Below are 13,776 nucleotides of genomic sequence, written 5' to 3' on the forward strand. Positions count from 1 at the left end.
TTTTTTAATAATCTGTTGGGATCGTAGTAATCTTTGCATCACCCCAAAGACTTTCTATATCATAGAATTCACGTATGTGCTTTTGAAAAACATGCACTACCACATTAACGTAGTCCATAAGCACCCACTCTTGATTTTCCATCCCCTCTATATGCCATGCTTTTTCTTGCAAGGCTTTACTAGCAGTCTTTTGTATAGAACTTACGATAGCTCCCACTTGTGTGTTTGATGTTCCATCACAAATGATAAAATAATCACAAACCGTATTTTCTATATCTCTAAGATCCAGTATATCAATATTCTGTCCCTTTACATCTTCAATTCCCTCGACAATCTTAGCAATTAATTGATCTGTATTCTTTTCCTTATTTACCATTAAATTCTTTAATTTACACAAAGTTATTACAAATTTACATTACTCTGCGGTCTTAACACAAGTTTAGGCTGGGTGTTTTACATATGCGCATAGACAAACTTCATACCGTTGACTCAACAAACGATTATCTCAAACGTATTTCTAAAGAAGAAAATGCAGAGGAGGACATTGTAGTCTGGGCTTTAGAACAAACTGCGGGACGTGGTCAAATGGGCACTCAGTGGCAAGCAGAAAGCGGCAAAAACCTGACATTCAGCGTATTTAGAAAAGTAAAGCGTATTACCATCAATGAACAATTTTATGCTCTTATGGCCGCTTCTCTAGCAGTTAAAGATGTACTATCTAAACTTCTCATAAAAAATGTTCGTGTCAAATGGCCTAACGACATATTGACAGATAACGACAAAATATGCGGCATACTTATAGAGAGTGTCATAAAAGGCGGGCAACTTGACGCAATGATCTTAGGCGTAGGACTTAATGTAAATCAGACACAGTGGAATAATGTACCTCGCGCTACTTCAATAAAGTCTAGAACAGGGATTCACTTTGAGTTAGAAGAAATTTTATCGCTACTACTTCAAAGATTTCACCACTATGTAGAACTACTACTCAAAGGAGAGTTTAGCACGATCAAAAATGACTATGAAGTTCACTTATTTAAAAAGGACAAGCCAGCTACGTTTCTTTCAGAAGATGGACGCCAGTTTGTTGGAATAATAAAAGGCGTTTCAGAGTCTGGAAAGCTTCTTCTTCTAGAAGAAAATGATATTGTAAACCAGTACGATCTCAAAGAACTTCAATTGTTATATTAAGAGTACGCTTTCGCGAAAGCGTAACCACCCACAATTCATTATTTAGTATCTTTGTAACGCTATAAAAAATGCTATGCAAGAAGAACTCACTATTACTAAGCCAGAGCGCGTGGCAAAGCCAAAATGGCTTCGCGTAAAACTACCTACTGGTAAGAAATATAAAGACCTACGTAGTCTAGTAGACAAATACAGTCTTAACACAATATGTACTTCAGGAAGTTGCCCAAACATGGGTGAATGCTGGAGTGAAGGTACAGCGACATTTATGATTCTCGGGAACACATGTACACGTTCTTGTGGGTTTTGTGGTGTAAAAACGGGACGCCCAGAGCAAGTAGACTGGGAAGAACCAGAAAAAGTAGCTCGATCTATTAAATTAATGGACATCAAGCACGCAGTAATTACTTCTGTTGATCGTGATGACCTCAAGGATATGGGGACTATTATCTGGGCAGAAACCGTACAAGCTATACGACGCATGAACCCAAACACAACTCTTGAAACTCTTATTCCTGATTTTCAAGGTAGAGAAGACTTACTAGATCGTATTGTAACTGTAGCACCGGAAGTGGTGTCTCACAACATGGAAACTGTAAAACGTCTTACTCGTGAAGTACGTATACAAGCAAAATATGAACGCAGTCTTGGCGTCTTAAAATACCTAAAAGACAGCGGAATTAAGCGTACAAAATCTGGTATCATGCTAGGTTTAGGTGAGACTGAAGAGGAAGTAATCCAGACTCTTAAAGACTTGCGATCTGTAAATCTAGACATCGTAACCATAGGGCAATACTTACAGCCTTCTAAAAAACACCTACCTGTAAAACAATTTATCACTCCTGATCAATTTCAGAAGTATGAAAAGATAGGTTTAGAGATGGGATTCCGCCATGTAGAGAGCGGCGCACTCGTGCGCTCGTCTTACAAAGCACAGAAACACCTTACTTAAAAGAATGACTAAACTTAAGATTGCTATCAACGGTTTTGGTCGCATAGGTCGTACCGTGTTTAGACTTATTGAGGAACATCCAGCAATGGAAGTAGTCGCAATTAACGATCTAGCAGACGCACGTACTTTATCACACCTTCTCAAATACGACAGTATTCATGGTGTTTTAAAAAAAGAGGTGTCTCATGGTGATCATACAATTATTATTGGTGAAAAATCTATCCCACTATATAACGAAAGTAAAATAGGCAACATTCCTTGGAAGAACACCTCCCCGGATATTGTGATAGAAAGTACAGGTAAGTTTAAAACAAAAGAGCACCTTAAAAATCACATAGATGCTGGAGCGGCAAAGGTAATTTTGAGCGTACCTCCACTTGATGAAGACATACCCATGATTGTAATGGGTGTAAATGATCATGAAATAAAAGAAACTGACACTATTATTTCTAATGCGTCGTGTACTACAAATAATGCAGCACCTATGGTGCAAATTATAGATAACTTGTGCGGTGTAGAACAGGCATACATCACTACAATACACTCTTACACTACAGATCAAAGCTTACATGATCAACCTCATAGAGATTTAAGAAGAGCACGAGCAGCAGGACAAAGTATTGTACCTACTACTACTGGAGCAGCAAAAGCTTTAACAGGCATTTTCCCCCATCTCTCTGATGTAATAGGAGGGTGTGGAATACGCGTGCCAGTACCTAATGGATCTCTTACAGACATTACTTTTAATGTAAAAAGAGACACCTCCATTAGCGAAATTAACGACGCTATGCGCAAAGCCTCATTAGGAAGATACAAAGGTATTGTATCGTATACTGAAGACCATATAGTATCAATAGACATTGTAGGAAACCCCTACTCTTGTACTTTTGATTCACAAATGACATCTGTAATAGGTAAGATGGTGAAAATTATAGGATGGTATGATAATGAAATGGGATATTCTAGCAGATTAGTTGACTTAATACTACGGATTTCTACAAAATAATATATATTGCAGTTGAATAATCAGAATTTCTTATGAATTTGCTATTAGTACGTTTTCTTCTAGCGCTTCTTCTTTCTTATCCTGTGATAAGTATTGCCCAAGAAAGAGAGAATATAGAGGAAACGCTTACCAATGATAAAATAGACTCGCTTCTCAAGCGAGCTGTAATTGCAGTTTCCGATCGCAATTACAACCATGCCATTGACATACTAAAGTATTCTAGAGATCTAGCAACAGACATAGGCCACACGAAGCGTGTAGGTCTTGCCTCTGGAACCCTTGCCAAACTATATTTCCAACTCAACGATTATGAAAAAGCTCTTGTTGAAAATGAGCGCGCAATAGCTTTGCAAAAAGAAACTAAGAGCTTTGATCTCTTGGGACAGAGCTACATTACTGCAACCCAACTCGCGCTCATAAAAAAAGATACCACAACTGCTTTACAATATATCTCTAATGGTGTAACAACTCTCGAAAATAGCACACGAAATGACCTAAAGGCTCAATTATACACTTTAAAAGGCGACATTTTAAGGGATAACAAAAGCCACTTAGAAGCTATAACATCTTACAACAAAGGCATTGAGTATGCGAAAAACGAAAATAGCGACTACTTAAAAACTCAAGCTCTCACCAATAAAGCGCTAAGCCTTGCAGAATTAGGAAGACTTGAAGAAGCAGATGAAACCTTACTAGAGGTCGAAACGCTATTGAGTTCAAATAATTTCCCAAGCATCAGCACAACGTTATTAAAAGTCAAACATCTTTTAGCTCAAGGTCGTGGGAACTATAAAGAAGCAAATGATTACTTAACATCATACTATCAGTCTACAAATCAACATGCGCTTAATAAAATATCAAGCGTACCCTTACCCACATCAGACAGTCCAGAACTTGATGATATGGTGACACGATTAAAACAAAATATTGAAATAGAGGAAGATAGAAACTCTAGAGCTATGAGACTAACACTTGTACTCAGCATCGCTCTTTGCTCTATTCTTGCACTGCTCACGCTATCGTTATATAAAAACAACAACCTGAGAGCAAAAGCAAATGAACTTTTACAAGCCAAAAACGTCGAACTTGTCATTGCAAGAGATAACGCAGAAAAGGCTTCTATGGTTAAGGCACAGTTCCTCTCTACAATAACACATGAATTGCGGACACCAATGTATGCCGTTACGGGACTGACACACTTACTCCTTTCTGAAAACCCAACGGAAGATCAGAAAAAGCACCTTGACTCATTAAAGTTTTCTGGAGAGTACCTACTTTCTCTCATAAACAACATTCTAGATCTCAACAAATTAGAAGCAAATAAAGTAGAGGTTGAAGAAACTTCCTTTAATATAAAGAAACGCATTGAAGACGTATTATTTGCTCTTGGCAAATCTGCCCGAGATAAAGGCAACAAATTACATATTGACTTCGACTCTAACATTCCTACAGAACTCCTAGGAGATCCATTAATGATCTCTCAAGTACTCATAAATCTAGTAGGAAATGCAATAAAATTTACCCGCGATGGTGACGTTTGGGTTCGTGTGCAGAAAATTAGTCAAGGCGAATCAGACATCAAACTTCACTTTGAGATAGAAGATAATGGAGAAGGAATCTCAAAGAAGAAACAAAAAACAATTTTCCAAAACTTCACACAAGGCTCTGTAGCAATTAATAGAAAATTTGGAGGTACAGGACTAGGCTTATCTATTGTCAAAAATCTTCTTGACTTATTAAATAGTGAGATTGTACTTGAGAGCACCCTAGGTAAAGGAACCACCTTTAAGTTTGACCTTAATTATAATCTATCTAAAACAGCACCTGGCGAATCAAATGCAAACGATATGGCATACGAAATAGATTATAATGCCCTTGAAAATCGTCATATTCTTGTAGTAGAAGACAATAAAATCAACCAGATGATTACACGTAAGATTCTTGAGAAAAACAAGATCACGTGTGAAACAGCCGATAATGGTGAGATTGCTGTTGAGAAAGCTCGCACAGAGCAATTTGACCTTATTTTAATGGATATTCATATGCCTGGAATAAGTGGTATAGAAGCAACTGAACAAATACGTTTGTTTAATAAAGACATTCCAATACTAGCACTTACTGCCGTCACTATAGACGAAAATATTGATGAATTTCATGCCGTAGGATTTAATGACATCATCCCTAAACCATATAAGGTAGAAGAGTTTTTTCAAAAAATATACAACGGTCTTAGAAATAGTAAGGTACTTAGCTAGAACTTATTTCCTAGAAATTACTTGGTGTTAAAAGCTTGAAACAAAGTTTTTAATATCTGCAGTTAACAATTCCTCACCATCAATAAAATGGGCTTTTATTGGTAAATAGTAGAGATCTTTCATCTTAAGTAACGGACGAAGTCTCACATAATCTTTTTCTGTAGTAAGGATGCAATCCAACTTATCGAGCTCATTAATCTCCGAGTTTGTAAAATTATGATGATCTCCATACGCCTCATGAGAAAATGACAGTCCTTGACTAGCCAAGTAGGCCGAAAACGGCTTAGGATTTGCAATTCCTGTCACTAGCGTAACATTTTTAACCTTAAGACGGTTTAGCGGTACAGACCCCAGTGCAGAATACACCTTCTCATCATATGAGATTGTTGAAAAATATACTTGCTGAGTTTTATTTACATCTAAAGACGCAACAATAAATGCCTGCTCTTTTGGACTTAAATTTTCTGGACACTTAGTTACAACTATAACGTCTGCCCTATCCGCACCAGCTCGAGGTTCTCTTAAATTTCCAGCTGGCAACAAGAAATCATTACTATACAAATCACTATATGCTGTTAATAGTATATAAAACCCAGCTTCTACCTTTCTATGCTGGTAAGCATCATCCAGAACTACAAGTTCAGGAGCATTAACTTTTGACAATAATGTTTCGATACCGGTTTGTCGATCTTCACAAACTGCAACTTGGATATTTTTAAATTTCTGAGCAAATTGCAATGGCTCATCACCTACCGTAGTTGCTTCATTAGCTGGATTAACATCGAGATATCCTTTAGTTTTACGGCCGTAGCCTCTACTAAGCGTAGCTACTCGATAATCATCCAGTAAAAGCCGAACTACAAACTCAGTCATAGGAGATTTTCCAGTTCCTCCTACACTTAAATTGCCCACACATATCACTGGTATATTATATTTTTTTGACTTAAACACTCCAGTGTCGTAGAGCTTATTTCGCGTAAGCGTAACTAAATAATAAATTCCCGCAACGGGAAATAACAAGAGACGTAGTTTTCTCATAAAACGAAGGTATCATTTTTTATCTTTACCCTTATGAAGGTAAAAGATGTAAGTACTATAATTAATGAATGGGCACCACTTGCCTATGCAGAAGATTTTGATAACGTTGGTCTTCTTGTAGGGGATCCTCTGCAAGAAGTGACCAATATTCTTGTCTCACATGACGCACTTGAAAATGTAGTTGATGAGGCTGTTGCAAAAAACTGCAACCTCATTGTATGCTTTCATCCTATTATTTTCTCAGGATTAAAAAGGCTCACAGCAAGTAACTATGTGCAAAAAGTGGTTCAAAAGGCTATTAAAAATGATATTGCCATTTTTGCAATTCACACTGCGCTAGATAATGTAGAACACGGCGTTAACTTTGGAATGTGCAAAGCTCTCAATCTATCAAACACTAAGATTTTAATCCCTAAACAGCATCATATTTACAAACTCACCACTTACGTTCCCCACGCATCTGCAAAAAGTGTGAGCGATGCTTTGTTTTCGGCGGGAGCAGGAAGTTTAGGTAATTATGAAGAGTGCAGCTTTGAGGTTGAAGGTAGGGGTTCTTTCAAAGGAAATGACAATTCTAATCCTGTAATAGGCCAAAGAGGCTCGAGACATATTGAACCAGAAACACAATTACATCTTACGTTTGAAAAGCACCTTAAGTCTAAGATTTTACAAACTCTTTTTGAAAATCACCCTTATGAAGAAGTTGCCTATGAGATTACTTCACTAGAAAATACGTTGCAAAATGTAGGCATGGGGATGATAGGTAATCTTGATAAAGAAATGAGTGAGGTGGATTTTTTAGCTTTCGCGAAAGCGCAATTTAAAACAGGCGGTATACGTCACTCACAATTAATAGGAAAACCTATAAAAAAAATAGCCGTACTGGGAGGAAGTGGAGCCTTTGCTATTAAAAGCGCAAAAGCTCAAGGGGCGGATGTGCTTGTAACTTCAGATTTAAAATACCACGACTATTACCAAGCTGAAGGCAGCATTCTTTTATGCGATGTAGGGCATTATGAAAGTGAACGATATACGAAAAACTTAATATGCGACTATCTTACAGAAAAAATTAGTACTTTTGCAATCATTTTATCTGAGGAAAATACCAATCCTATCAACTATTTTTAACGTATGGCAAAGAAGAAAGAAGCAACAGTAGAAGAAAAACTACGCTCGCTTTACGATTTACAACTTATAGACTCACGTGTGGACGAGATCCGCAATGTACGTGGAGAGCTTCCATTGGAAGTTGAAGACCTTGAAGATGAAGTAGCTGGTCTTAACAAGCGCATCGAGAAGTTGGAAAACGATTTAAAATTGGTGGACGACTCTATCAAGGCTAAAAAAATCCAGATAGATGACTCAAAAGCATCTATAAAGAAATACTCTGAGCAGCAAAAGAACGTACGTAACAATCGTGAGTTTAATGCTTTAAGCAAAGAAGTAGAGTTCCAAGAACTTGAAATTCAACTTGCAGAGAAAAATATACGTGAGTATAAGGCCCAGATTGAACAAAAGGGAGATGTAATCACGCAAACTAAGGAACGTCTTGCAGAACGCGAGACTCACCTTAAGCACAAGAAAAACGAGCTAGATGCTATCCTTTCTGAAACAGAAAAAGAGGAACAAGCACTTCTAGCTAAAAGTGCAGAATATGAAACTAACATTGAAGAGCGCTTAGTTAAAGCTTACAAGAGAATCCGTTCTAGTGTACGCAACGGTCTTGCAATTGTACCTATAGAGCGTGGAGCTTCTGGAGGATCTTACTTTACAATCCCACCACAAGTTCAGGTTGAGATTGCTGGACGCAAGAAAATCATCACAGATGAGCACTCTGGTCGTATCTTAATAGATAGTGAACTTGCAAATGAGCAGCATGAAAAAATGACAAAGCTATTTAAAAAGCTGTAATCATTTTTTTTCTACAATATCTAAAGCCTTCTATTTATTATAGAAGGCTTTTTTTGTGTTAAAAAATTTTTGCAGAATTTTAGTACTAAGGCTTTAGGCTACAACATTATCCGCTCTAACCTCATTTTATAACATCTCAAATTGATTAACAAAACGATAACAACAATCTAAGTTCTTATGAAGTAATTTTATACTCTTAAAAATATTGTATGAAAATCATTGCCTACCTCACTACACTTATCACATTTATGGCTTGCAATCATAATACCAAGCCTATGACTGAACCTACAGCCATGCTTGAGCCAGTAGAAGCAACATATCAAGATGGGATGAGTAGAGCATATTTTGCTAGTGGATGTTTTTGGTGTGTAGAAGCCATTTTTGAAAGCGTAAAAGGAGTTGACGAGGCTATAAGTGGCTATAGTGGAGGAAAGGAAGACAACCCAACATACAAACAAGTAAGCTACGGAAACACGACTCATGCAGAGGCTGTAGAAGTAATTTACGATCCGAAGGTAATCTCTTTTCAACAGCTAGTTGATGTGTTTTTTGGATCACAGAATCCGACCACAAAAAACCGTCAAGGACCAGATGCTGGACCACAATATCGCTCTATCGCTTTCTATCAGAACGATAGCGAAAAGAAAATAATAGATAAGACTATTGCTGCCTTAAACGAGTCTACCTACGATGGTAAAATAAGCACACAAGTACTACCTTTTCAGAAATTTTGGATTGCAGAGGCATACCACCAGGATTATGAAAAGAACAACCCAAATAACCCATACATTCAAAATGTATCAATACCTAGGTATAAACGTTTTGCACAGAAGTTTCCAGAATTACTAAAAGAAGATGCGCACTAAACTTTAGTAGCTTTTATCTCAAAAATTAATGGATATAAATGGTCTTTACTTTCGTAAAGGCCATTTTCATTTTTCATTAAATCTGGAAGAACATCATAAGGAGAGGCATCGTGTTCTTTTAGAAATTCTATTTTAAGACCCGCATCTATTAAGGCAGAGACCACGTCTCCTAAACCATGATTCCATCCATACTCTTTACTTGTTATAGCTGCATCAGGTTGAGCGTAAGTCCCCTCATATTCTTCATAAACTGGTTCATCTTGATGATATCCATATTTCATTACTGGCTTATCTCCTGTATAATCAAACATCCAGACAATGGGATGAAACTCTACTATATAAAAAGTTCCTCCACTTCTTAATCGCTGTGCAATCATAAGCGCCCAAGGTTTCAAATCTGGCAACCACCCTATCACCCCATAACTCGTAAAAACAATATCAAATTGCTCATGAATATGGTTTGAAGTATCTAGAACATTACAGCACACAAATTCAGCAGACAAACCTAGTTGCTTGTTTAGCTTTCGCGAAAGCGTAATCGCCTCCTCACTAATATCTACCCCGGTAGCCAAAGCACCCATCCTTGCCCAACTCAAAGTATCTTGTCCAAAATGACACTGAAGATGGAGTAAACTTTTACCATTTACATCTCCCAATGCATCTAACTCATAGTTGTTGAGAGAACTTTTACCATTCAAAAATCCCGGCATATCATAAAAACTACTCTCTGCGTGGACAGAAACTTTCTTTTCCCAAGTTTCCTTGTTGGTGTTAAAGTAATCTTGAAACTGCTCTTTCATAATCCGTATTTTTGATAGTAATGAAAAAGATACTACATTTTGACGACGATGCCATAATCGCGATGGATAAGCGCTACCGTGCAAACTTTATTAATAGTGTTACCGGTTACAAAAGCGCAAATCTTATAGGTACCATATCTAAGGATGATCATGAAAATCTAGCGATTTTTAGCTCTATCACACATATAGGAAGCAATCCTGCAATGTTGGGCTTCATTATGAGACCTACCACAGTCCCTAGGCATACCTATACAAATATTAAAGCGACAAGAAGTTTTACCGTAAATCATATTAATACTGAAATCGTCTTACCATCTCACCAGACAGCGGCAGCATATGAGGAAAATGTATCAGAATTTGATGCTACAGGTTTAGAAACCGAGTATTTAAACAATTGGAGTGCTCCATTTGTAAAACAAGCACACATTAAAATCGCCTGCGAATACGTAAACGAATACAAAATTGAGGAAAATGAAACTATCTTAATGATAGGCGCAGTCAAGGGAGTAACTTTACCAGATAACTGCCTGCAAGAAGATGGATGGATAGATCTAGAAACATCTATGGGAGTAGCCATAAACGGACTTGACGCTTATGCTTTTCCAAAAATTATAGACAGATTTTCTTATGCAAAACCTGATAAGCTACCCACTTCTATCAAGAAGTAATTTTGCTCATCTCTTTTAATGCTATCTTTGTAATACCTATTTATTCCTAAGAAATACCAGGAAACAATTAAAATCTAAACGATGAAACTTTCTAACATACCTAAAATAAAACATACAGATGCCAATAACTTTTTTCTACTATGCGGACCGTGCGCTATAGAGGGAGAAGACATGGCAATGCGCATAGCAGAGAAAGTTGTAAAAATTACTGATACTCTAAAAATACCGTACGTTTTTAAAGGTAGCTTTAGAAAGGCAAATCGTAGTAGAGTAGATAGCTTTACCGGCATAGGGGATGAAAAAGCTCTTGAGATTCTAGCTAAGGTTTCGGCAGAGTTTGATGTCCCAACAGTAACAGACATTCACGAAAGTTCTGACGCTGCTCTTGCGGCACAATATGTAGATGTACTTCAGATTCCTGCATTTCTGGTAAGACAAACTTCTCTTGTAGTCGCTGCTGCCAAAACAGGCAAAGTAGTAAACCTCAAGAAAGGACAGTTTATGTCTCCAGAATCCATGAAACATGCTGTACAAAAAGTACTCGACACAGGTAATGAAAATGCTTGGATTACAGATCGCGGAACTATGTTTGGCTATCAAGATATGATTGTTGATTTTAGGGGAATCCCTACAATGAAAGAATTTGCACCTACGGTACTCGACGTTACTCACTCGCTACAACAACCCAACCAATCAAGCGGAGTAACTGGAGGGAGACCAGACATGATTGAAACTATTGCTAGAGCAGGTATTGTAAATAATGTAGACGGATTATTTATTGAAACTCACTTTGACCCGGCAAATGCAAAAAGTGATGGCGCAAATATGCTTGATCTTGCACATCTTGAAAGACTACTAGGTAATCTTGTTGCAATTAGAAAGGTGGTAAACACCTTATAAGCTAGCGCAATACTAAACCATATAACGACACTTTAGAATCTCAAATATAAACGAGTATAACCTTTATTAATTAAAAGTTTGCTTAACATATATTTCTCATCACTGTTTATTGCTTTTTCGTAACTTCGTTTTATATGTTAAAACAACAACTTAATTTTAAACTTTCGCAAAAGCTCTCTCCTCAGCAAATCCAGCTGATGAAGCTTATCCAACTTCCTACGCAGGCGTTTGAACAAAAAATCAAACAAGAGCTCGAAGAAAATCCTGCTCTCGATAGCGGTAAGGAGGAAGTTAAAGATGATTTTGAAGAGTTTGACAATACAGACGACTTTGATGAAGCACCAGAGGTTGAAATCAATGTGGATGACTATCTAAGTGATGATGAAATCCCAGAATACCGCTTGAGTGCAAATAATTACAGTGCAGATGATGAGGACAAACAAGTCCCTTATGCATCTGGAACATCGTTCAATCAGTATCTCAAGACGCAGCTCAATACTGTAAGAATATCTTCTGAGGAGCGTGAAGTTGCCGAATTTATCATAGGTTCCCTTGATGAAGCAGGATACCTAAGGCGACCACTAGCAGATCTTATGGATGATCTAGCCTTCACACAAAATATCTATACCTCTGAAGAGGTTATAGAAAAAATGCTTTTTAAGGTACAAGACCTTGATCCTGCAGGTGTAGGCGCTCGTAACTTACAAGAATGCCTAGTGCTACAACTGGACAGAAAGCCTGCCACAAAATCTATTTCCCTAGCAGTTGATATACTTGAAAAGTCTTTTGACCACTTTAGCAAGAAGCATTACAAAAAGCTCATGGCTAAGTTTCATATAACTGAGGAAGAACTTAAAGATGCCATTAATGAAATAGAACACCTTAATCCTCGTCCAGGAGGTTCATACTCTAGTAATACAAAAATTGTAGAGCATGTAGTTCCAGACTTTACTATACGCATAGTAGACGGTGAGTTAGAACTTTCATTAAATGGCCGTAATGCTCCAGAGCTCAAAGTCTCTAGAGATTATAGCAATATGCTCAAAGGGTATAAAGAATCTAAAGAGCGTACTAAAGCACAAAAAGATGCAGTAATGTTTATCAAGCAGAAGCTTGATGCTGCTAAGTGGTTTATTGAAGCCATTATACAGCGACAGCAAACACTTTTTGTGACCATGAGTAGTATCATGCACTATCAAGAAAAATACTTCTTGACGGGTGACGAGCGCAACTTAAGACCTATGATATTGAAAGATATCGCCACAGAAATTGGCATGGACGTTTCCACAGTTTCTCGAGTAGCAAATAGTAAATATGTAGACACTCCTTACGGAACAAAACTCATCAAAGAGTTCTTTTCTGAAAGTATGACTAATGACCAAGGTGAAGAGGTGTCTACACGTGAGATTAAAAAAATCTTAGAAATGGTCATAGACGAGGAGGATAAACGCAAACCTCTTACAGATGATAAACTTGCAGGTATTTTAAAAGAAAAAGGATATCCTATAGCTCGGAGAACAGTTGCTAAATACCGAGAGCAATTAGACCTTCCGGTAGCGAGATTACGTAAACAGATTTAATGAAATTTTTCATACGTAGCTTTTCTTATATTTTTCACCCACTATTCATGCCTTTGAGTGGTGTACTCTACTACTTCTACATATTACCACGATATTTCAACAAAGAGTTTGTATACTCAAAACTTTTTGCGGCAGCCATAATGACCACCGTAATTCCCATTTTAAGCTTCTATATGCTCAAAAACCTTCAACTGGTCACAAGCATACACCTCAAGGATGTAAGAGAGCGTAAATGGCCTCTACTCATGCAAATGGTATTTACGTTTGTATTAATAAAATTAATATTTGACGGCTATGAGATACCACCACTTTACTATTTCTTTATAGGCATTCTTGGAGCTAGTTCAGGAGCATTCTTATTATCACTTTGTAAATTTAAGGCTAGTCTACATATGATAGGTCTCTCAGGGGTCTTATTTTTTATAATGGGACTCAGCCTTCACTATGGGTCTAATATGTTATATTGGATTGCATTTGGAATTTTTGCTTGTGGCGCAACGGCTACATCTAGGCTAGATGCAAGAGCTCACACGCCTATCGAACTTATAATAGGATTTATTTTGGGAGCTACTTCACAATTTCTAGTCTACCCTTACTGGTTGTAGTAGGATT

General features: G+C 37.4%; 14 protein-coding genes. 11 read left to right on the forward strand and 3 right to left on the reverse strand.

The window, feature by feature from the left end; all coding sequences use genetic code 11:
• Positions 1 to 4: 4 nt before the first annotated feature.
• A complete protein-coding gene (rsfS, locus tag SJY23_RS02020; RefSeq protein ID WP_035335856.1) occupies positions 5 to 376 on the reverse strand; it encodes a ribosome silencing factor in 372 nt (123 codons plus the stop codon).
• An 83-nt stretch (positions 377 to 459) separates the two neighbouring features.
• Between rsfS and SJY23_RS02025 the strand changes: the two genes are divergently transcribed.
• The 4 genes from SJY23_RS02025 to SJY23_RS02040 all read left to right on the forward strand — a co-directional run bounded on the left by SJY23_RS02025 (position 460) and on the right by SJY23_RS02040 (position 5,401).
• Positions 460 to 1,191, forward strand: a complete 732-nt coding sequence (locus SJY23_RS02025) for a biotin--[acetyl-CoA-carboxylase] ligase (RefSeq protein ID WP_396597260.1) — start codon at positions 460 to 462, stop codon at positions 1,189 to 1,191.
• 73 nt (positions 1,192 to 1,264) lie between these two features.
• Positions 1,265 to 2,140 (forward strand): lipoyl synthase, encoded by an 876-nt coding sequence (gene lipA / locus SJY23_RS02030; RefSeq protein ID WP_051583839.1) that lies wholly within the window; start codon positions 1,265 to 1,267, stop codon positions 2,138 to 2,140.
• Between the two features lie 4 nt (positions 2,141 to 2,144).
• The gene (gene gap, locus SJY23_RS02035) at positions 2,145 to 3,146 is read left to right on the forward strand and encodes a type I glyceraldehyde-3-phosphate dehydrogenase (RefSeq protein ID WP_396597261.1); all 1,002 of its coding nucleotides are present in this window, start codon (positions 2,145 to 2,147) and stop codon (positions 3,144 to 3,146) included.
• Between the two features lie 32 nt (positions 3,147 to 3,178).
• Positions 3,179 to 5,401 carry a response regulator gene (locus tag SJY23_RS02040; protein WP_396597262.1) on the forward strand — a complete coding sequence of 741 codons (2,223 nt, stop codon included), beginning with the start codon at positions 3,179 to 3,181 and terminating at the stop codon, positions 5,399 to 5,401.
• 27 nt (positions 5,402 to 5,428) lie between these two features.
• Here SJY23_RS02040 and lpxK read toward each other — a convergent pair whose 3' ends face one another.
• A complete protein-coding gene (lpxK, locus tag SJY23_RS02045) occupies positions 5,429 to 6,439 on the reverse strand; it encodes a tetraacyldisaccharide 4'-kinase (protein ID WP_396597263.1) in 1,011 nt (336 codons plus the stop codon).
• Between the two features lie 33 nt (positions 6,440 to 6,472).
• Here lpxK and SJY23_RS02050 point away from each other — a divergent pair, with 33 nt between their 5' ends.
• The 3 genes from SJY23_RS02050 (at position 6,473) to msrA (ending at position 9,216) form a co-directional block, all read left to right on the forward strand.
• A complete protein-coding gene (locus tag SJY23_RS02050; RefSeq protein ID WP_396597264.1) occupies positions 6,473 to 7,567 on the forward strand; it encodes a Nif3-like dinuclear metal center hexameric protein in 1,095 nt (364 codons plus the stop codon).
• Between the two features lie 3 nt (positions 7,568 to 7,570).
• Positions 7,571 to 8,350 (forward strand): zinc ribbon domain-containing protein, encoded by a 780-nt coding sequence (locus SJY23_RS02055; protein WP_035335847.1) that lies wholly within the window; start codon positions 7,571 to 7,573, stop codon positions 8,348 to 8,350.
• 209 nt (positions 8,351 to 8,559) lie between these two features.
• Positions 8,560 to 9,216, forward strand: a complete 657-nt coding sequence (msrA, locus tag SJY23_RS02060; protein ID WP_396597265.1) for a peptide-methionine (S)-S-oxide reductase MsrA — start codon at positions 8,560 to 8,562, stop codon at positions 9,214 to 9,216.
• Here the strand turns inward: msrA and SJY23_RS02065 are convergent.
• Positions 9,213 to 10,016, reverse strand: a complete 804-nt coding sequence (locus tag SJY23_RS02065; protein WP_396597266.1) for a class I SAM-dependent methyltransferase — start codon at positions 10,014 to 10,016, stop codon at positions 9,213 to 9,215. The genes msrA and SJY23_RS02065 overlap by 4 nt on opposite strands.
• Before the next feature lie 20 nt (positions 10,017 to 10,036).
• On the opposite strand from SJY23_RS02065, the gene SJY23_RS02070 reads away from it, so the two are divergent.
• The 4 genes from SJY23_RS02070 (at position 10,037) to SJY23_RS02085 (ending at position 13,769) form a co-directional block, all read left to right on the forward strand.
• Positions 10,037 to 10,684, forward strand: coding sequence for a flavin reductase family protein (locus tag SJY23_RS02070; RefSeq protein ID WP_396597267.1), 648 nt, complete (start codon positions 10,037 to 10,039; stop codon positions 10,682 to 10,684).
• Positions 10,685 to 10,765: 81 nt separating this feature from the next.
• Positions 10,766 to 11,584, forward strand: coding sequence for a 3-deoxy-8-phosphooctulonate synthase (gene kdsA, locus SJY23_RS02075; protein ID WP_035335839.1), 819 nt, complete (start codon positions 10,766 to 10,768; stop codon positions 11,582 to 11,584).
• A gap of 134 nt (positions 11,585 to 11,718) precedes the next feature.
• Positions 11,719 to 13,164: an RNA polymerase factor sigma-54 gene (rpoN, locus tag SJY23_RS02080; protein WP_035335836.1), complete on the forward strand. Its 1,446-nt coding sequence runs from the start codon at positions 11,719 to 11,721 to the stop codon at positions 13,162 to 13,164.
• Entirely contained in the window at positions 13,164 to 13,769 is a 606-nt protein-coding gene (locus SJY23_RS02085; protein WP_396597268.1) for a hypothetical protein, read from the forward strand. Before rpoN ends, SJY23_RS02085 begins: the two co-directional genes overlap by 1 nt.
• Positions 13,770 to 13,776 lie beyond the last annotated feature (7 nt).

Source organism: Dokdonia sp. R86516 (genome assembly GCF_044596715.1).
In the GTDB taxonomy this organism is placed as follows: domain Bacteria; phylum Bacteroidota; class Bacteroidia; order Flavobacteriales; family Flavobacteriaceae; genus Dokdonia.